This is a genomic window from Advenella sp. S44 (assembly GCF_002810445.1).
GTDB lineage: Bacteria > Pseudomonadota > Gammaproteobacteria > Burkholderiales > Burkholderiaceae_B > Advenella.
In genome coordinates this window covers 653732-674084 of record NZ_NEXS01000001.1, presented here as the reverse complement: position 1 = coordinate 674084, position 20353 = coordinate 653732, and the positions used below count along the sequence as shown (strand labels likewise).

Below are 20353 nucleotides of genomic sequence, written 5' to 3'. Positions count from 1 at the left end.
TGTCTTTTTGCGCGACAGACACTCAACGAATGGCCTCGTATCCCTCTACATCTTCCGGCCAGGGTGTGAGCACTTCAAACCCGTTGGCCGTGACCACGACCATATGCTCCCACTGCGCCGACAGCGAATGGTCTTTAGTCACCACGGTCCAGCCGTCGGCAAGCTGCCGCGAGTGCCGTTTGCCTGAATTGATCATGGGTTCAATGGTGAACATCATGCCTTCCTGCAGCCTGAGCCCTTCGCCCCGACGGCCATAGTGCAGCACCTGCGGATCGTCGTGATAAATCTGGCCGATACCGTGACCGCAGTATTCGCGCACAATACTGAAGCCTTCGCGATGGGCGACATTCTGAATGGCATATCCTACGTCGCCCAGAGTTGCACCAGGACGTACCTGGCGGATCCCGGCCACCATGGCCTCATAGGTCGTATGAACAAGGCGCCTGGCCAGCGGACCGGGTTCGCCTACAAAATACATGCGACTGGTGTCTCCGTACCAGCCGTCCTTGATAATGGCGACGTCAATATTGATGATATCGCCATTGCGCAATACTTTATCTGACGGAATACCATGACAGATAACATGGTTGACCGAGGTACAAATGGTTTTGGGAAAACCGTGATAACCGACGTTGGCCGGGATGGTGTTCTGAACGTTCACAATATAATCGTTGCACAAACGGTCCAGATCATCGGTGGTAACGCCCGGTTTGACATGGGGAGCAATCATGTGCAGCACATCGGCGGCAAGCCCGCCGGCAATACGTGCCTTGGCGATGTCCTGCTCACTTTTGATGGAAACGCGGCCGCTCATTGGCGTGCTCCTGAGCGTGCGCCGGCGCGAATCGACGTGGTGTTCATCGTAGAGATAGCGCCCAGATCCAGTGAACCAGACTGCCCTGCCTGCACCAGCAAACGACAAAGATCGCTGTGGTCCAGATCGGGATACATTTCAGCCAGCATACCGATGCGCATCCAGTGCTCGGCCTGGGCGTTGATGGAACGGCTTAGCGCCGTACTGGCAAGACGCAGGTTTTCATGCATCTGATCGGAAATTTTTACAATACCCATGATTTGTCCGCTATTGAAAATAAAAATGGCGCGACCACCAAGGCCACGCCACTATACAGTGGTCCCGTTACGGAACGCATTATATGAAACGTATACATTTAGTATATCATGATATGCGGGTGTGTCGCGAACTCAGGAATCCAGACGCGAACGGATCCGGCTAATCAGATGCAACATCAGTTCGCCCGGCGCTACGTGCTCCAGACGTTGTACCACATTGATAAACATCTGGGTTTCACTGGGGCTGATCACCGCCGAGACCCGCTTTCGGAAAGTCTCTATGGCTTCCTTCTTTACCTTTGCCGCAAGCCGCTGGGTATCGGCGGACCAGGCATCAGTCATGACCGAGAGACAGTTGACAGTACCTATGGCCGCCTGCAATTGATCAATCATCGCATTCGGACAGCGAGCGCCAAGCGCGGCCATTTGGGCACACAACACTCCATCCATTGCCGCTCGGCCTGGGCCGGGCAGATCTGCGGCATCACGGCTTGGGCGATAAAAACCTGGGCCTGCCGTTACGCGCGAGGCTGTGGTCGCATTTCCCGCCAACTGTGCGGCCTGTGTGGCAGCGAAGCCGACTGCATTGAGCACCGCAGGCGCTGGCAGATTACGGGCCCTGGCTACGGCCGCCGCTGCGCCCACCGTTCCACTGGAGACGCCCGCGTCCCATTCGTGATTGCCATTGCTGCGTTCAAGGCCACTTAACAATTCTGTTGCCGTGTAACCAGCGGCCAGCGCGTTCATGAGCAACTGTCCGCTACCCTGACAAGCCTCTACCTGCGCCCACGCAGCGGGAATGATCGCCGCATCAAGCGAGGCGGCCCCCCCGTGCGCTTGCGGCCTGTGCGGCTGCAAATCAAGCATGGCGCCATTGGCCAGTGCCGACAAAACGGGATGAACCTGCAAATATCGCAGGGCATTGTGATCGACCTGCGGCGCATCTGACAAGACGGCTCCCCACGCCTGCTGCCCTGGCTCGCCGTCCGCTGAATTAATATTCATCGTCAGCGCCACCGCCAGGACATCGAGCACACGCCAGCGAATCTGTTCCAGGACCGAAGCCCGCACCTTTTCAAACGTCATATTACTGATGATTTCCGCAAATTGCGCGGTCACCGGATCGGCCATATTCTCAATCGCTTTGTTCTAATTACAACTGCTATTTTGCAGCATTCTGGGCATTGTTGCCACTGGCATCCGCCCACTTCTTGATGTGGATCATGTTTTTGAAACCTATAGACCCTGAAAGAAACAGGGGCTTCAGATCGTCGTGCCGTACGGTCACACCAGCGCAACGCTGATGGGTTCACCCCCGCGCGGCACGATCCCGAAGGGGCCAATCACAGATATAATACCCAAACTTTACTTGAGGTCCGGGAGCGGGCATGCCAAAGATCACAATCGAAGAACATGGGAAACTGCTGTCGGTCGGCGAGGTCGCACGGCGCAGCGGTGTGGCGATATCTGCGTTGCACTTTTACGAACGCAAAGGGCTGATCGCCAGCGTAAGAAATAGCGGCAACCAGCGCCGCTACAAACGCGAAGTGCTGCGACGGGTGGCCATCCTCAAAGTTGCGCAGCGGGTGGGCATTCCATTGACGCAAGTGGCCGAGGCATTCGCCACGCTGCCCAGCGGCAGAACGCCGAGCGCCGCCGACTGGGAGCGCATGTCCCAGGTCTGGCATGATGATCTGACCGAACGCATCCTGACACTGACCAGTCTGCGCGACCAGCTGACTGAATGCATCGGGTGTGGTTGCCTGTCTATCGCCTCATGCCCCTTGCGCAACCACCTGGACCGGCTGTCTGACAGCGGACCCGGCGCTCACTTCCCACCCGTGGGCTAGTTGCTCCCATCTTTGTTCGAACGCCGCCGTATCGGGCACGCGAATACCGAATACGTCGTACAAAACGGCTTGCGCCGCTTGCGCATTTTTCAGCACGGTCTGCTCGGTTTGTCCATCCTCATAACGCGTGGTCAGCAGATTGTCACGCAGCGTATAGCGTCCGTTGGCGAAAATTCTGGCCGCAAAAATCGAATAACGAAAATGCGAATCCTCATGCGTCGATGTGTAGTAGTTCGGCGCGATATAATCCACGGGAAGCTGGCGGGTCAAATCAAACCGGTACATGTTGCGCCAGCCTGTGCGGGTATGCACCTGTAGCCAGTATTCTCCATCAATGAGCTGACAGCGATAAGTGCCATGACGGGTTTGCTGTACGCTCTCCCGATTCATCACCATGGGCGTGGGTATTGAATTGCCGCCAAACCCCACGTCAACAATATAGGGACGATGATCCAGCCGGATATGCAACAGCATGTGGGAGCGGGCAGTCACGGTATCGTCATCTACATCCCACAACACGCGCGCCACCAGATTGGATACGACAAAGCCCAGGCGATGCAGCACATGAGAGAACAGCAAATTCTGCTCGTAGCAGTATCCCCCGCGTTGACCAAATACGAGTTTTTGTTCAAGACTGGGCAGGTCGATCAGGACCGGCCGGTTCAGAAATGGATCAAGATTTTCAAATGGAATGGATTTCTGGTGTTGCAACTGGAGCGCCGCAAGCGTTTCCAGCGTTGGGTCTGTGGGTCCTGTGTAATCGATTCTGTCGAAATACGCATTCAGATCGATTTTGTAATCTGTGAGCGGGGTCTTCATCTAATCACTCCGGGTAAAAGAATAAATGACGATGGCAGTGTAAAACCTCAACCTACATTAAGGTCAACCACTTCTTCTGCAGGCAAAGCCAGATTGCGCAGGATCACGACAGAATCGGGATTGGCCGGCAGAAATATTTCCATCACCAGCTCCGACAGCGCCACCTCCAGCGGGGTGCCGAAGGTCATGGAGGCGCTAAGCAAAGACAACACACCTTGGCTTGTCTCCAATTGCAAAGGCACCGCGATGACATGATCGACTGGCGAGAGGTCTGACACGCCGTCCGGGGTGGGATAGGCGACCAATTCGTCGTACAGCGCAAGCAACCACGGATCCGCCGTCTGTTCATACTGCCGTCGCAAGCGCTGCAGCAAATGGGCACGCCACTGACCGAAATTGAGAATGCGCGATGCCAGCCCCAGCGGATGCAAGCCCAGCCGAAGGACATTAACGGGCGGCTCCAACAACTCGGGGGCAACGCCGCCAAGCAATAACGACAAGCTATGATTGGCGTGCACCAGATTCCAATGTCCATCGACCGCCATGGCGGGAAAAGGCTCATGCGCACTCAGCAGCGTTTTGATCGCACTGTGCGCTTGTTGCAGTGGCGCGTCGTCCATCGCATGTTCGGCATAATGTGGGGCATATCCGGCGCAAAGCAGCATTTCATTACGTTGGCGCAACGGGATTTCAAGATATTCCGAGAGCAACAGAAGCATCTGCCGGCTAGGCTTGGCCCTGCCCGTCTCCATGAAGCTCAGATGTCTGGCAGAAATATTGGCCAGACAGGCCAGGGCCAATTGACTATAGCGCCGTCGCAGCCGCCAGTCGCGTATGAGTTCTCCAACGGTCGTATGTGTCATGATATTCGCAGGTGTAAGTGGCCGGTGCCAGCGTGTCGATAGATTCCAGGCCGGTAAGCGGGTTTGGCCCAAATGGGCCTGCGCTACGCTGTTCGACGCCAAGTCGGTCTTCACCACGTGGAGCGCCGAGCACTGGCTCTCCAACGGGTACTTCTCCGCTCAGTGATCCCGCGCCAAATGGGGCACCGCACAGGCCAAAGCGGCCAGTTCGACAAAGCATAACGTGTTCCTTAACAAGAAACCATTACCTTGCGGGTAATGGACACAAGGCGCGTTTTGCAGCAAAGTGAAAGCTACCGTGCCAATCACGGCACACTGTCCGCTCAATGACAATTGTCATTGCACGATAAAAATATTAGGAATATCGCATGACCAACCTGTCTGCATCAAGTGCTGATTTACACAAAAAAACAAATCACCGTACGCTCGTCTCGTCCAGAAGCCAACCGACAGAAGAGACTTATGTCATTATTTTCCATCTGAAAACAGGCGTGCAAGCGCAGTTTCTTGGGTTGCTGGAACCGGTGCTTGATGCCATGCGTGATGAGGACACATTCGTCAATGCAGTACTGCATCAGGATCCGTGCGCAGACGCAACTTATATGCTTTATGAAACCTGGCTGGATCGGGAAGATGTGTTGAATGTGCAGATGCACAGGCCTTACCGCAAGGCATTCTGGGACACCCTGCCTGAGCTGCTGGACCAGCCCCGGCAGATTCAGGTATGGAAGCCGGTGCGGACCGACCTGGTCATTTGAGAGCATGCCGTGGCTGCAACACGTCCCTTGCGGCCATGGCGTAGCGCCTGCTTTTGCGATGCCGTGCGCCGCACGCGGCCGGCTCCGCGCAGACGGTAAGCTTGACTATAAAAATAGTAATCTCAACGATGTAACGTGCCACACCTGAAATGACAAGGCCACATGATCGCTACCATGTGGCCTTTGTCATTCATCTTGCCAGCTATTGGCAGGCAATTGTGATCAGTGCGTCACCTCGCCGTCAGCGCGTTTGCCCAGTATAATCGCGGCAACAAGACCCAGACCAACCCCGAACATCACATAATAGGTTGGAGCCATGGGCGAGCCTGTCTGCTGGATCAGCCAGGTAACGATGAACTGCGCGAACCCGCCAATGAGCATGACCGCCAGGTTATACGAGATGGACAGGCCCAGCGAGCGCACTCGGGTGGGAAACAATACGGCCATCACTGTGCTGAACACCGCGAAAAATGCAGCCGCACACAAGCCGGTAGCCAGTTGCACCACGATCAGTTTGGAAATGGTTGGCGCTGCCGTAAGCCAGGAATAGATGGGAAACAAAATCACGAAATACAGTGCCAGTGAGCCAATCAACAGCTTGCTGCGACCAATGCGATCTGACAGGATGCCCATCAAAGGCGTCAGAATAACCACCCACAACGCCCCCAGCATCTGCACTTCAAACGTTTCCTGCAATGGCAAATTCAGTATCTTTGTTGCGAACGTTACCAGATAGGTAAACGTGATGTAGACAGTCACGGTAGCCGCAGCCACAAGCCCGATACCAAGCACGGTTTCGCGCCAGGCATTGACCAGCAGTTCGCCAATCGTGATACGGCGGCCATCAGCAGCCTCCTGTTTCTTGGCATTGCGAAACACTTCGGTTTCGTCCAGTCGTTGCCGGATATAAACTGCCACCGGAATGATAATGAGCCCCACAAAAAACGGAATGCGCCAGGCCCAGGCTTCAATTTCCTCCTGGGTGAAATACACGGTCATCAGGGTGCCGGCGGCCGCGCCAATGAGCAGACCGATCATCTGACCGGTCATTTGCCATGAACCGTAGAAGCCGCGTTTGCCCGGCGGCGCCATTTCAATCAGCAATGCCGTTGCCGTACCAAATTCGCCGCCGGCAGAAAAACCCTGGACCAGGCGCGCGATCAGAATCAGAATCGGGGCCAGAATGCCAGCAGTCTGGTAAGTTGGGGAAAAGGTAATGATCGCCATTGATATGGCCATCAGCGAGGTCACCAGCACCATCGCGGCCTTCCGGCCTTTTCTGTCGCCGTACATGCCAAGGATCACCCCACCGACCGGCCTCATGAAAAAACCCACACCAAAAATGGCTGTGGTCATGAGAATATCGTTAAGGTCGCCGCTTTTGGCAGATGGGTCCACAGGAAAGAAAAGCCTGGCGATAATCGGCGTCATGAAAGCGAAGACAAGAAAATCGTACCATTCCAGCGCATTGCCGATAACCGCAGCAGTCAGGTTGCGCACCGAAACCTTGGTGGGTTGCATGAAGAAGTCCTTTACCGGTTAGAATAGAAATTAAAATACTTTGTAATGACACCCAGCACAAGCGCGCAAGAATGGTTAATGTGGAAAAACGCCGATTCTGTGGTTTTTCCATACACCTTAACCTGCATCAAGGACAATATCGCATGACAACCACGATCACCAAAGAAGAATGGCTTGCCACTCTGGTCGGCATAGACACTACCAGTCGCAACTCCAATATGGGTTTAATCGAAACCATTCGCGATGCCCTGTCCGCCCAAGGCGTCGATAGCTGGCTTACCACCGATGACAAGGGCGCCAAGGCCAATCTGTTTGCCACCCTGCCGGCATCTGACGGACAAACGCAGGGCGGCGTCGCGCTATCGGGACACACCGACGTGGTGCCGGTGGACGGGCAGGACTGGAACAGTGATCCGTTTGTGCTGTTGCCCTCGCAAGATCGCTTCTATGGTCGCGGCACCTGCGATATGAAAGGATTTATTGCGACTGCAATGGCCCTGGTACCCGAATTCCTGCAGCAAAAGCGTAGCAAACCCATCCACCTGGCCTTTTCCTACGACGAAGAAGTCGGTTGTGCGGGCGCACCGTTCATGCTCAAGGAACTGCAAAAACGCAATCAGAAAATAGATGGGTGTGTGGTCGGCGAGCCTACGGGCATGCGGGTTGTGGTTGCACACAAGGGAATTAATCTGTTTACCTGCCGCATTCACGGCAAGGCGGCACACTCGTCGCTCACGCCCGTCGGCTGCAATGCTATCGAACATGCGGCCCGGCTAATCTGCCACATTCGCGACCTTGCCGATCACTATCGTGATACCGGCCCTTATGACAAGCACTACGACGTGGCGTATTCGACCATCACCACCAATATGATCCAGGGCGGCATTGCCGTCAATACGATCCCTGGCGAATGTGAGTTCAATTATGAATTTCGTAATTTGCCTGGCATGCCCGGCGAGCAAATTCAGGCCAAAATTCAAGAGTATGTAAGCAACGAGTTGCTACCACGCATGCAAAAAGAATTTCCCGAGGCGCGCATCGATATCAGTGCTGACGCCAGCGCCCCACCGCTTGAAGCCTCTGAACAAGCAGCCATTACCGAGCTGGTTCGGGCACTGACGCAAGACCATGAAACACGCAAGGTCGCCTACGGCACCGAAGCCGGACTGTTCCAGCAATTGGGCATTCCTACCATCGTTTGTGGCCCGGGGCTGATCGAGCAGGCACACAAACCCGACGAATTCGTGGAGTTTTCACAATTGAATGACTGCGAGAACTTTCTAAGGAAACTGTCGGCAAGCCTTTGAATGCCTTATGGATTTGCCTGCGGAACAGTATTGCCGCATTGGCCTGCACGTAACCCCCTCTTCATCGCTTGTACGACGGGCCAACCGCCACAAAAAAGGATGAGCCCCTGAAGGCTCACCCTTTTTTAACAACATCGGCTAGCGACAAAACGCTGTTTGTCTCTGGTTACACGAACTTGCGTGAAAGCAGAACACCGTCACGCAACGTCGTTCGCAACCTTATTTCTTGCTGTTCTCGGCCTTTACATCGTCAAGTGCAAACACAAATACCGAATGACCGGAATCAACAACGTTTTTCAGCTCTGGACTCAGAATCGCCGCTGGCGGTGTCTGAGCGTTCGGGCCGGTTACAACGGCAATGTACTGCTTGCCATCGACGCTGTAGGTCATGGGGAAGCCGCCGATCGAGGTATTCAGGCGGATTGACCACAGCTTATCCCCGCTGTTCTGATCATAAGCCGCAAACTCACGCATACTGTCGCCGGTAAAGAGCAGACCGCCACCGGTAGTCAATACACCAGAACTGAAAATCGGTTTCTGCTTTTTGACCCACAGGAACTTGCCGGTTTTCACATCAACCGCATACACGCGGCCCACGCTATCTTCACCAGGCGCAAACGAAACAGCACCTGAAGCCTGAGCGCCGACAGATTCGCCGGTACGCAGCTCTATCGGCTTGGGTGTGAGCTCCTTGCAGGAAGAGCTGACCGGAACGTACAGGGCGTTGGTCAGCGGGCTGTAGGCCGCTGTCATCCACAATTTACCCAGGTCGCGCCCGCCGCAGACCTTGACCGTTTCGTCGATGGATTTGGCTTTCAAATCGGTATTGGTAATGACCTTGCCGTCTTCGGTGAATCCCTTGATCACGTTCTGATATACCGTGTCGCGAGCCCACAGCAGCTTGCCGGTATCGCGATCCAGCACAAAGGCGGTGCCGTACTTGCCGGGAACAGACGCAATCACATCATATTTCTTGCCTGATTCCACATCCTTGCTCATGTAGGTCACTTCATCCTTGGATGGCGCGATCTGGCTTTCTACAAGCACGCGCTCAAACGGACTGTCCAGATCCCAGTCGTCATTGGGCATATGCTGATAATGCCATTTGACTTTGCCGGTTTCCGCGTCGATGGCCAGCGTGGAGCTGGTGTAAAGTGCATCGCCGTCGCCACTGCCTCGCAGAATGGATGGATATGGAATCGGCATACCTACACCCCAGAACAGCATTTTGCGTTTTGGATCGTAAGAGCCTGTGATCCAGGGCGAGCCGCCCCAGCGGTTTTCCTTGGCCAGGCCCCCCCAACTGTCGTCGACAGCAGGATCGCCAATGGTGTTCAGACGCCACAGTTCTTTGCCTGTTTCGGCATCATGGGCCGTAATATAGCAACCACCTGCCGTGCCGGTAATACTGCAACCGGAGGTTCCGGTAAAGACTTTGCCGTCAACGACCATTGGACCAGCCGTAAAGCTGTAGCCTTTTTCCCATTCGTTAACCTGGACTTCCCACAGCTTCTTGCCGGTTTTGGCTTCCAGTGCGACCAGTTTGGCGTCCGGCGTGGTCAGGTAGACCTTGTCTTCGTATAGTGCCAATGAGTTGCGCTGACGATTGGCCTGGGCATCATGATAGCCACCCGTAAATTTGGGCAGCGGCTGGGTGTATTCCCAGATCAGATCGCCCGTTGTGGCATCCAGTGCCTGCACATGGCTACGATTCATGCCGAGAAACATGATGCCGTCATGCACTAGCGGAGCCGTTTCCTGCAAGCCGCCGACAGGCATTGACCATGCCCAGGCCAGATCCAGTTGCTTCACGTTCTTTTTATTGACCTGGTCAAGCGGGCTATAACCCTGGTTATCAATCGTACGGCGCCAGCTCGGCCAGTCCCCGTCTGCCGGTTTCAGAATCTGCTCATTGGAAATGGGTTTGTAATCTTCGATATTCACTTGTGCCTGAGCCGCGCAGGCAAACATCACAGCGGCAGAGACAGCCAAAAGCCTATGGATTTTCATTTTGTGTCCTATTCTTCAATATTCGTTACGGGTCGCGGTTCATGACAGAGACATCGCGACATTGGATCAAACCTATCGTTCAGCGTGCCGCTTTGGCCTGCTCCGCTGAAACACCGCCATAGCTGTTACCCCAGCTGTTGCGAACGTAAGTGGCAACGGCAGCAACCTGTTCATCATTGAACTGACCGCCCAGAGCCGGCATACTGTTTAGGCCATGGATGATCGTACTGAGCAGCGCAGGTGCGTTGGCCAGCCGGTCGAATCCGGCCAGCTTCGTGCCGAACGCGCCCTGACCTTCCGCACCGTGGCATGCGGCGCACGTACCGCTATAGACTTTTGCGCCGGCGGCCATCAGTTCTGGCGTCGCTTCAACGTTCTCACCGGCCGCTTCAGGCTTTTCGACCGTGCCCAGCACGGTAACCATTACGCCCACGTCTGAAAATCCCTGCCCGTTCATATCGCCCGGTTTCTTGTCGCCGTCAAAACGATACAGGGCGAGCCCGCCGTAATTGACCTGAGACGCACCCTTGTCGTTTTTCTCGGTATCCAGCAGGCCGGGCAAAATGTCGCGGCCTAGCGGACGACCCTCAGAAACCACTGGCGTCCAGTGTTTCATACAGGCTTCATCACATTTGTCTTTACCTTCTTCGCTCAGCGTATACAAAGTAAACCCATCGGCATCCACAAGAAACGGCGTCATTGTGTCGCTGGCCCCTTTGGCGATCAGTGTCGGTGAAGTCGCCCCGGCTGTCGTGTCCGCGGCTTGTGATTCTGCCGCTGCCGTGTTTGCATTTGCATTTGCCAGGCCAGCAAAGCCGAAGGCAGCCGCACACGCGACTGCAGCAGCAGTGTGTGTCAGTTTAGTTTTCATTGCTTTTCTCTTGTTGGGAAGAATTCGGATAAGATCATCGCTCAGACCATGCTTTGGTTGATTAGTCAATGATATAGATCAAATGATATGCTTTTATTTGAGCCGGTACAACCGATGAATTGCGCTTTGCCTCAAATGACAACGGCATGGTAAAATCGGCGCCCTCAGGGCGCCACTACGCAAGCCACAGCCCGGCACTGCCTGATTTTTATGGCGCAGTGCGGATGGCTCACGACATTAAATCTGAATTCGGTGACCAGAGCGTTTAATTTTGCAGGAGCGTTTAGCCGGATGACAAGAACATTTAGTCCGGTGATAAGAACGCTTAAAGCTGCGGCAAGGACGCTCAATTCTGTCGCAAATGCGTTCAATTCGGCGGCGGAAGGTCCGCGCTTCTGTTGCTGCACCGTCGCTGATGCACAGCGCTATTGTTGCAGCCACGGTGCTTAGCTCTGCCGATTGCATTACAATCAGATGTCATGACAATTGTCATCAACACGCCAACATGGCAGATAAACAGAACAGGCATTGGTAATGGAAAATCTTGATGTCCTTGTACTTCGCAAACTTTGTGCGTGGCGCCGGGAAGGGAAAAAGGCCTTGCTGGCCACAGTGATTCGCACCTGGGGATCGTCGCCGCGGCCTCTTGGATCAGTCATGGCCCTGTGCGAAGATGGCGCCGTAGTCGGATCTGTTTCCGGCGGTTGTATCGAAGACGACCTGATTTATCGCTATACCGGCGGCAGCGAAAAAACCGTGCTTATCAATGGCGCGCCACCCTGTCTTGTTCGATACGGTGTGACGGCCGAGGAAGCCTATCGCTTTGGCCTGCCTTGCGGCGGCACGCTGGAAATCCTGCTGGAGTTCAATCCTGATGCCGCTTCACTGCAGGAACTGGTCACAGCGCTGGAACAAGGCCAGTTAATGCAACGCACCGTCAGCCTTGATACCGGCACCGTGGCGCAGCGGCCAATCCAGCAGCCATCGCCACTGAGCATTGACGATAGCGTTCTGAAAAATACGTTCGGGCCGGAATTTCGCATGCTGCTGATCGGCGCCGGGCAACTGACCGAATATGTGGCCACCATGGCCTTGTTCAGCGGCTTTGCCGTCACTGTCTGCGATCCACGCATAGAGTATCGTAACGGCTGGTCGGTGCCGGGTGCCACAGTATTGGCCGATATGCCCGACGATGTTGTGACCGCATTTCGGCCGGACCGGCGCAGTTGCATTATTGCGCTCACGCATGATCCCAAACTGGATGACCTGGCATTGCTGGAAGCGCTGGGGTCAAATGCGTTTTACGTAGGCGCCATCGGCTCCCGGCGCAACAATCAGAGTCGCCGTCAGAGGCTGGCCGAACACTTCGACTTGACGCCGGAACAACTGGCTCGACTGCGCGGGCCGATCGGGGTATACATCGGCAGCAAATCGCCCGCCGAGATCGCGGTCAGCGTCATGGCCGAAGTGATTGCCGTTAAAAACGGTCTGATGTTGCCAGATAGTTTTGACGTTTCCCATGCCAAGTCTAATCCGTCGGAATATGCGGCCTGAGCGCCATGATGCCTGAGCACGACAACCTGCCCGGCGCCCCCGATATTGTCGCCCTGGTTCTGGCTGCCGGCCAGGGAAGCCGTTTCGATCGTACCGGCCAGCGCTATAAACCTCTCGCATCGCTGGCTGATGGCACGCCCATGGTCTATGCCGTTTGTCATACGCTATTGCAGCATATCCCAAATATCTCAGTTGTGTGTGGACCTCACGAGCAGGCGCTGCGCGATGCGCTGCAGGGCCTGTCCGTAAACGTGATTCACTGCGCCGATGCCAGTGACGGGATGAGCGCCTCACTGCGTTGCGCCGTGCGCCACAGCCCGGCGCAAATTGGCTGGATCGTTGCGCTGGCCGATATGCCTTTTATTCGTGCGGACACGGTACAGGCAATCGCAGCCTGCCTGCATCAGGGTGAGCGGATCGTCAGGCCCCAATTTAACGGCAGGCAAGGCCATCCCGTGGGTTTTTCCTGCGAGTTCGAATATGAGCTGCTAGCTGTAGCAGGCGACGAAGGCGCACGCAGTATCATTCGTCGTAATCCCGATGCGATGACACTGCTCCCCGTTGAGGACCCCGGTTGCCTCATCGACATTGATACTGAAGAACAGTTGCAGCAATATGACAAACACAGTCGCCTGTTTGCAAAGCAATAGGAAACGGGAGGCCTGAAGCCTCTCGCATTTGTCTCACTCCATTGAGTTCTCAACTCGATAAGAGGTCGGCATAGATCAAAAGGCGGTAAGAAGGCAACTTACACTCCCTCCTGAGCCGCCGCATATCTTGCCTGCCGCTTACGTTTTCTGCTGCAACTGATTACCAATGGGCAGACTGCGGATGCGCTTGCCCGTTGCTGCGAAAATGGCATTACACAAGGCAGCCGACACCGGTGGTGTGCCCGGTTCGCCTACCCCGCCAAGCGGTGCGTCATAATCATCGTTGCCCACCAGATGAACATGTATCTCGCGAGGCGCGCTCATCATGGATGTGATACGGTAATCATGAAAATTACTTTGCTCCGCAGCGCCGTTTTTGAAGCTGATTTCTCCCAGCGTCGCCAGGCTTACTCCCATGACGGTCGCGCCTTCAATCTGGGAACGGATACGCTCAGGATTGACTTGCGGGCCACAATCGACCGCTACGTCGATGCGTGGAATCGATATCTGGCCCTGGTCGGAAACCTCAACATGAACCACCGTTGCCACATAGGTAACAAAGCTGTAGTGCGCCGCAAGTCCCATGGCCCGCCCTTTGTCGGCCGACTTACCCCAGCCCGCTTCGTTCGTGACCACTTCAATCACATGGCGCAGGCGACCCGTATCCACGGGATATTTTTCGGGCGACTCATCATGGTTCCATGCGTCAGAAAGATCAGCCGGATCGATTTTCCTGGTAGGTCCGATCAGATCCAGCAGGAAGTCCCTGTGATCCTTGTCCAGTTCAGCAGCCATTTCTGACACGAAAGACTGGATGGCAAATGCGCGCGGAATATTGGAAACCGAACGGAACCAGCCGATGCGGGTATGCGCCTGCGCTTCCGGATTCTCGACCCGCACGTTGGGTATGGCAAACGGCACGTTGGCCGCCCCCATTCCAAGTTCCCCGGCCGACTGCTGCCCGGTGTCGGCAAATGTAGAGCCGATGGACGGCGCCGCGGTTCGATGCAGCCACGCGGTCACCTTGCCTTGCGCGTCCAGGCCCGCTTCCAGATGTTCAACCGATACGGTATGGTAATAGGAATGCTGAATGTCATCTTCGCGCGTCCAGGTGACCTTCACCGGCTTGCCATCCATTGCCTTGGACAGCAGCCCGGCTTCAACCACAAAATCCGGCTTGGACTTGCGACCAAAACCGCCACCCAGCAGAGTCTGATTGACCTTGACGTTTCCCGGCGCAAGCTCAAGCCATTTAGTCAGCATGTCATGTGTTGCCTGAGGCGCCTGAACGCTGGCCCAGGCTTCACATTTGCCATCGACAATCCGAACGGTCGCAACGGGCGTCTCCATTGGAGCCTGGGCAAGATGCGGCACATAATACTCGGCGTCAATGCGTTTGTCTGCGCTATCGAGCGCCGCCATCGTATCACCATCATTGCGCACGGCCTTCTCTGTCGGCTTGCGTACCGATGCTTCAAGCTGCTTGCGGTACTCAGCCGAATCATAGGATGCGTTCGGCCCGCCTTCCCACTCTATTTTCAACGCCTTGCGCCCGGCGATCGCAGCCCAGGTGTTGGTGGCAATGACCGCGACCCCGCCGAGCGGATTGAACATTGCCGGCGGAGGTGAACCGGCCAGGGTAACCACTTTGACCACGCCCGGCACCTTCAGCGCTGCAGCATCGTCTACGTTGACCAGCTTGCCGCCGAAGACCGGTGGACGCGCCACCACAGCATATAACATATCGTCAAACCGGATATCCTGACCGTATTGCGCGCGCCCCGTGACAATATCCATGCCATCGGCCAGCGGCGTTCGCCCTTTGCCAATATAGCGAAATTGGTCTGCCTGCTTCAGTTTCAGTTTGTCTGTCGAAGGCACTTCAAGCTGCGCCGCTTTCTGCGCGACTTCACCGAAACCCAGCTTTTTTCCCGTTGGCGTGTGGATCAGCTCATGGTTCTTTGCCTGCACTTCAGATTCGGGTACATCCCACTGGCTGGCCGCCGCAGCAACAAGCATTGCCCTTGCGGCTGCGCCCACGCGTCGCATCGGCATAAAGAAGTGCCGTACACTGCGTGAGCCGTCGGTATCCTGATTGCCAAAGCGCGCTTCTTCCGCCCAGGCCTGCCTGACTGTCACCCGTTCCCAATCTGCTTCCATCTCGTCGGCAACAACCATAGGCAGGCTGGTTCTGACGCCCTGTCCCATTTCGGCCCGGTGGCAAAGAATGGTGACAGCGCCGTCAGCAGCTATCGCTACGAACACCAGCGGGCTATCGACAGCGCCATGCGGCATGGCATCTGCGCCATATTTCTTGGGACCCTTCTGTTCTTCGCCTTCGGCAAACGTGCGTAACGGCACGCCAACAGCCAGTACGAATCCACCCAGGGCCAAGCCCTTGAGCATCTTGCGGCGACTGATATTGCTGATTTGCGTATCGGCAGCAGCAATGGCAAATGCATTATCACGAGCGTTCATTTTACGTCTCCGGACTGTGCGACGTTTTTGATGGCACTGCGGATGCGTGTGTATGTACCACAGCGGCAAAGATTACCACTCATGGCCGCATCAATCTCGGCGTCCGTCGGCGTGGGCGTCTTCTTGAGCAATGCGGTGGCAGACATCACCTGGCCGGTTTGACAGAACCCACATTGGGGCACGCCCATTTGAACCCAGGCGTGCTGCACCGCCTTGCCCATCTCATCATTTTCCAGAGCTTCTATCGTTACGATACGTTTGCCGACAGCAGCGGTGATCGGCGTCACACAGGATCGTATCGGCTCGCCGTCAAGATGGATCGTACAGGCGCCGCAAAGCGACATGCCACAGCCAAATTTCGTACCGGTAAATCCAAGGGTATCCCGCAGCGCCCAAAGAATGGGCGTCTCGCCCGGCAGATCAACCTCATGCTTCGAACCATTAATTTCAAGTGTAATCATCGCAGCTATCCTTACCGTTCGTTGCCAAACAAAAAACCACCATTGTGAAACCCGTCACCGGCGCAGTATCGGCCCGATGCAGGCAAACCAGACTTGCGTTATTGTCTTCAGTATAGCAATGTTATGACGGTCGTGATTAATACCGCGATTTCGAATTTGGCCGTAGCGCCGTTTTCCATAACGCGCTGCTTTGCAAATTAGTATCTCGACAGGGGCGGGAGGTGGCGCGCAGAATCGATGACCGGTACAGGTCCGCGTGTGCGTGGCCTGTACCGGTCACTATTGCTCGAACCGCGAAACGGTCCGGACACGAAGCATCAGAAAAAGCCCAGGGCCTTTGGACTGTAGCTTACCAGCAGGCATTTTGTCTGCTGGTAATTGGACAATGCCATTTTGTGAGTCTCCCGACCGATACCGGATTGTTTATATCCACCAAATGCAGCATGGGCCGGATATAAGTGATAGCAATTGGTCCAGACCCGACCCGCTTCAATGCCCCGACCCATGCGATAAGCGCGTGAACCGTCGCGGGTCCATACGCCCGCGCCCAGGCCGTAGTAGGTGTCATTGGCAATCGCCAGCGCTTCTTCTTCATCGCGGAATGTAGTCACCGAGGCGACCGGCCCGAAAATTTCCTCCTGGAAGATCCGCATGTCGTTCTTGCCCGAAAGCATGGTAGGCATCACGTAATATCCGTCTTCCAGGCTTTGTACGCGACTGCGCTCGCCACCGGTCAGGCATGCCGCCCCTTCCTGCCGACCGATATCGATGTAACCCATGATCTTGTCCATCTGTGCCTGCGAGGCCTGCGCACCTACCATGGTATTCATATCCAGCGGGTTGCCGGTCTTGATGCGTTGAACTCGCTTGACCGCTTTTTCAATCAGCTGATCGTAAATAGAATCCTGAATCAGAATGCGCGAAGGGCATGTGCACACTTCGCCCTGGTTGAGCGCGAACATGGAAAGGCCTTCAAGCGCCTTGTCCAGATAGTCGTCCGACTGATCCATGACATCGGCAAAAAACACATTCGGGCTTTTACCACCCAGCTCAACGGTGGATGGAATCAGATTATCGGCAGCCGCATGCAAAATATGTTTGCCTGTGGCGGTGGAACCGGTGAATGCAATTTTAGCGATACGCTTGTTGGTGGCCAGCGCATTGCCGGCCTCTTTGCCATAGCCGTTCACAATATTGATCACACCAGCAGGGAACAAGTCACCGATGATTTCGGTCAATACGAGTATCGAAGCCGGTGTCTGCTCTGCCGGCTTGAGAACGATGCAGCAACCAGCAGCCAGCGCCGGCGCCAGTTTCCATATCGCCATCAGGATCGGGAAGTTCCATGGAATAATTTGCCCGACCACGCCCAATGGCTCATTAAAATGATAAGCCACCGTTGTGCTATCAATTTCGGAAATCCCGCCCTCCTGCGCCCGGATGCACCCGGCAAAATAGCGCAAGTGGTCAACGGCCAATGGCAGATCGGCCGCCATGGTTTCTCGCAGCGGCTTGCCATTATCAATGGTCTCGGCCACGGCCAGTGTTTTCAGATTTTGCTCCATGCGATCTGCCATCTTCAGCAGCAGATTCGATCTTTCGGTCGGTGAAGTCTGAGCCCAGGCGCCTCTTGCAGCATGCGCTGCGTCCACCGCCTGCTCGATATCATCGGCGCTGGAACGCGGCACTTCGCAAAACACCTGGCCGTTCACCGGAGAAATATTCTGAAAGTATTCGCCCGACGCCGGCTCGACCCACTTGCCGCCAATATAGTTACCGTACTTTGTTTTAAACGGGTACTCGGTATCAATGCCAAACTGCTTCAAATCGGACAGATTCATGTCTTATCTCCTGAATAATCATTTTTTGAAATGGCTCGGGCCTGAAAGCCTCGTGCTTGGGAATTCCTAAGCAAAGTTCATGCCAGTTGGTCCGCAGCAAGCAAAACCGGGTTTTGCAGTAGAATAGTTTGACGCATTGCGCGTGGCACGCACAACAAAGCAAGAAAGTGTCGCCCATAGCAACAGCAGGCGCGCAACATACGCGACAACTGCCTGTTTTTGCAACACATCAGGAGGCTACGATGTTGCATCACTCGCTGAACTCTGCCGGTACCGCACAGCCCAATACGCTGATCCAGCGCTCGTGGGAACGTTGTGAAAAACAGGTGGATACGCTGGCACATGAACCCATTCTGCTGGACCGGGCGGAACTCAATTCCCGCCTGGACCAATATGCCAGCCTGCTGGAGACGGCTGCACCGCACATCGCCACTGCCAGCGGCATCGCGGCGCAGGCACAGGGCATTGTTCTGCTCTCGGATGCCAGCGGCGTCATCCTGCACGCCACGGGCAACAACGCGTTTCTTCACAAAGCCGATCAGGTCACCCTGCGTCCGGGGGCCAGCTGGGCCGAAGACCATCGGGGCACTAATGCGATCGGCACCGCGCTGATCGAGAACGCCTTTATTCAGGTACATGGCCAGGAACACTTTCTTCCCCGCAACCGGATCCTGAGTTGTCATGCCGCGCCGATCCGCTCGCCACGTGGTGAGATCCTGGGCGTACTGGATATTTCCGGCGATGCCCATACACTGCCAGACTACACCGGCGATCTGGTCCGAATCGCCGCCCGCCAGATCGGCAATCGGCTCCTGGATTTGGCAGGCAGACATATTGCACGATTACAATTTCAACGGCAACGCGCGCCAATAGACCCTCTGCAATGCGGCACACTGCTGGTCGCAGACCAGATCATTGTGGGCGCCAATGACGCAGCGGCCGATCTGTTGCAGGTTCCGCTGGCAGCTCTGCTGGATGCGCCCGTGGACGAATGGCTACCTGCCTGGAAACGACTGCACGCGCAGCCCGAGGCCAGCTATTGTGCCGACGGAACCTGCCTGTATGCCACCCTGCACTTTGAATCCATTGGCATAGCGACCCGTAGCACCTGGCCGCCTCTGCATAATGACCCTCCCGGTGCGCCTGCTGCGAAAACAGCACCCGCGAAGAATCGTGGCGTCCCGGTGCCCGCGCATGCCCTGCCTGTACTGGAACCCGCACTGGAGCAACAGTTGCGCCGCAGCACCCAGGCAATCGACGCCGATCTGGGTATCCTGCTACTGGGTGAGACGGGCACCGGCAAGGAAGTGTTTGCCCGTCACCTGCATGCCCATAGCCGCTGGCGGGACGGTCCGTTTGTCGCCATCAATTGCGCCGCTCTGCCTGAGAGTCTCATTGAAGCCGAACTTTTCGGCTACGAGCCTGGCGCGTTTACCGGTGCACAGCGCAACGGCTCGCACGGGCGTCTGCGCCAAGCCAATGGCGGCGTACTTTTCCTTGATGAGATTGGCGATATGCCATTGCAATTGCAATCGCGCTTGCTACGGGTGCTGCAGGAACGTGTCGTGCAACCGCTGGGTTCCGATAAGGCGTGGCCGGTCCAGTTCGGTCTGGTCAGCGCAACCAATAAACAACCTGATGCGCTGACCCGGGAGGAGCATTTTCGCCAGGATCTTTATTACCGGATTCAGGATCATCTGGTCCAATTGCCAGCGCTGCGCCAGCGTGCCGATCTGCGAACTTTTATCTGCGCAGAACTCAGGCGCCATGAAAACATACCCAGCCTGATCTTTGACGACCATGCGCTGGATATTCTTTGCTCCTATCATTGGCCCGGCAATTACAGGCAACTGCGATCTGTGCTCAAGACACTGGCCGCATTTTTGCCCGCCGGCAGCATTATCCATCCGCAATCTTTGCCTTGCCACCTTCTGGAACAATCGCCTCTGCCATTTGCAGCATGCACGGATCCGGCTGCGAAGGCGCACACAGACCTGCCGCCGGCCCGAACGCAGGCAACGGGAGGCGGCAAGCGCGCCGACGGCTCGTCATTCTCAGGCACGCCCGCAACGCCTTCGCACAACGCCTTGCCCGAGATCAGCCTGAGAGATTTACAGATGCAGCGCATAAACCAGGCGCTGTCCAGGAACCGCGGCAACATCAGCAAAACTGCCAGAGAGCTGGGATTGCACCGCAGCACGGTGTACCGATACTTGGCGCGCGCCAATCCGCGAGGTCAGTAAAAACGGGGCGCTCGCCTGGTATCGGTTCAAGTGACGCCCGCAGGCAATACCCGGCG

Annotated in this window: 17 protein-coding genes; 6 read left to right on the top strand and 11 right to left on the bottom strand. The window is 55.8% G+C overall.

Going from position 1 to position 20353, the window contains the following annotated elements; translation table 11 throughout:
• Positions 1-22: 22 nt before the first annotated feature.
• The 3 genes from map to CAP48_RS03140 all read right to left on the bottom strand — a co-directional run bounded on the left by map (position 23) and on the right by CAP48_RS03140 (position 2202).
• Positions 23-814 (bottom strand): type I methionyl aminopeptidase, encoded by a 792-nt coding sequence (gene map / locus CAP48_RS03150; RefSeq protein ID WP_100694533.1) that lies wholly within the window; start codon positions 812-814, stop codon positions 23-25.
• A complete protein-coding gene (locus CAP48_RS03145) occupies positions 811-1071 on the bottom strand; it encodes a ParD-like family protein (RefSeq protein WP_100694532.1) in 261 nt (86 codons plus the stop codon). The genes map and CAP48_RS03145 overlap by 4 nt, the downstream gene beginning before the upstream one ends.
• Before the next feature lie 132 nt (positions 1072-1203).
• Positions 1204-2202 carry an MmgE/PrpD family protein gene (locus CAP48_RS03140; RefSeq protein ID WP_100694531.1) on the bottom strand — a complete coding sequence of 333 codons (999 nt, stop codon included), beginning with the start codon at positions 2200-2202 and terminating at the stop codon, positions 1204-1206.
• 257 nt (positions 2203-2459) lie between these two features.
• Between CAP48_RS03140 and soxR the strand changes: the two genes are divergently transcribed.
• Positions 2460-2921 (top strand): redox-sensitive transcriptional activator SoxR, encoded by a 462-nt coding sequence (gene soxR / locus CAP48_RS03135; RefSeq protein WP_100694530.1) that lies wholly within the window; start codon positions 2460-2462, stop codon positions 2919-2921.
• On the opposite strand, the gene CAP48_RS03130 is transcribed toward soxR, so the two are convergent.
• Positions 2847-3740, bottom strand: a complete 894-nt coding sequence (locus tag CAP48_RS03130) for an arylamine N-acetyltransferase (protein ID WP_100694529.1) — start codon at positions 3738-3740, stop codon at positions 2847-2849. The two genes, soxR and CAP48_RS03130, sit on opposite strands and share 75 nt — an antisense overlap.
• 47 nt (positions 3741-3787) lie before the next feature.
• Positions 3788-4603, bottom strand: a complete 816-nt coding sequence (locus CAP48_RS03125; protein ID WP_100694528.1) for a helix-turn-helix domain-containing protein — start codon at positions 4601-4603, stop codon at positions 3788-3790.
• Positions 4604-4971: 368 nt separating this feature from the next.
• Here CAP48_RS03125 and CAP48_RS03120 point away from each other — a divergent pair, with 368 nt between their 5' ends.
• Positions 4972-5361 carry a putative quinol monooxygenase gene (locus CAP48_RS03120; protein ID WP_197707225.1) on the top strand — a complete coding sequence of 130 codons (390 nt, stop codon included), beginning with the start codon at positions 4972-4974 and terminating at the stop codon, positions 5359-5361.
• A 222-nt stretch (positions 5362-5583) separates the two neighbouring features.
• Here the strand turns inward: CAP48_RS03120 and CAP48_RS03115 are convergent, their stop codons facing one another.
• Positions 5584-6882, bottom strand: a complete 1299-nt coding sequence (locus CAP48_RS03115) for an MFS transporter (protein ID WP_100694527.1) — start codon at positions 6880-6882, stop codon at positions 5584-5586.
• A gap of 143 nt (positions 6883-7025) precedes the next feature.
• Between CAP48_RS03115 and argE the strand changes: the two genes are divergently transcribed.
• Positions 7026-8189: an acetylornithine deacetylase gene (gene argE, locus CAP48_RS03110; RefSeq protein ID WP_100694526.1), complete on the top strand. Its 1164-nt coding sequence runs from the start codon at positions 7026-7028 to the stop codon at positions 8187-8189.
• A 219-nt stretch (positions 8190-8408) separates the two neighbouring features.
• Here argE and CAP48_RS03105 read toward each other — a convergent pair whose 3' ends face one another.
• A complete protein-coding gene (locus CAP48_RS03105; RefSeq protein ID WP_100694525.1) occupies positions 8409-10199 on the bottom strand; it encodes a PQQ-binding-like beta-propeller repeat protein in 1791 nt (596 codons plus the stop codon).
• A 79-nt stretch (positions 10200-10278) separates the two neighbouring features.
• Entirely contained in the window at positions 10279-11070 is a 792-nt protein-coding gene (locus tag CAP48_RS03100) for a c-type cytochrome (protein WP_100694524.1), read from the bottom strand.
• 534 nt (positions 11071-11604) lie between these two features.
• Between CAP48_RS03100 and CAP48_RS03095 the strand changes: the two genes are divergently transcribed.
• Both CAP48_RS03095 and CAP48_RS03090 read left to right on the top strand, forming a co-directional pair.
• Positions 11605-12624 (top strand): XdhC family protein, encoded by a 1020-nt coding sequence (locus tag CAP48_RS03095; protein ID WP_100694523.1) that lies wholly within the window; start codon positions 11605-11607, stop codon positions 12622-12624.
• 5 nt (positions 12625-12629) lie between these two features.
• Positions 12630-13274 (top strand): NTP transferase domain-containing protein, encoded by a 645-nt coding sequence (locus CAP48_RS03090; protein WP_100694522.1) that lies wholly within the window; start codon positions 12630-12632, stop codon positions 13272-13274.
• Between the two features lie 138 nt (positions 13275-13412).
• Here CAP48_RS03090 and CAP48_RS03085 read toward each other — a convergent pair whose 3' ends face one another.
• From CAP48_RS03085 to CAP48_RS03075, 3 genes are all read right to left on the bottom strand, one after another.
• Positions 13413-15752, bottom strand: coding sequence for a xanthine dehydrogenase family protein molybdopterin-binding subunit (locus CAP48_RS03085; protein WP_100694521.1), 2340 nt, complete (start codon positions 15750-15752; stop codon positions 13413-13415).
• Positions 15749-16213, bottom strand: coding sequence for a (2Fe-2S)-binding protein (locus CAP48_RS03080; RefSeq protein ID WP_100694520.1), 465 nt, complete (start codon positions 16211-16213; stop codon positions 15749-15751). Before CAP48_RS03080 ends, CAP48_RS03085 begins: the two co-directional genes overlap by 4 nt.
• A 317-nt stretch (positions 16214-16530) precedes the next feature.
• Positions 16531-18054 (bottom strand): aldehyde dehydrogenase family protein, encoded by a 1524-nt coding sequence (locus CAP48_RS03075; RefSeq protein ID WP_100694519.1) that lies wholly within the window; start codon positions 18052-18054, stop codon positions 16531-16533.
• 242 nt (positions 18055-18296) lie between these two features.
• Between CAP48_RS03075 and CAP48_RS03070 the strand changes: the two genes are divergently transcribed.
• Positions 18297-20297 carry a sigma-54-dependent Fis family transcriptional regulator gene (locus tag CAP48_RS03070; protein WP_100694518.1) on the top strand — a complete coding sequence of 667 codons (2001 nt, stop codon included), beginning with the start codon at positions 18297-18299 and terminating at the stop codon, positions 20295-20297.
• Positions 20298-20353 lie beyond the last annotated feature (56 nt).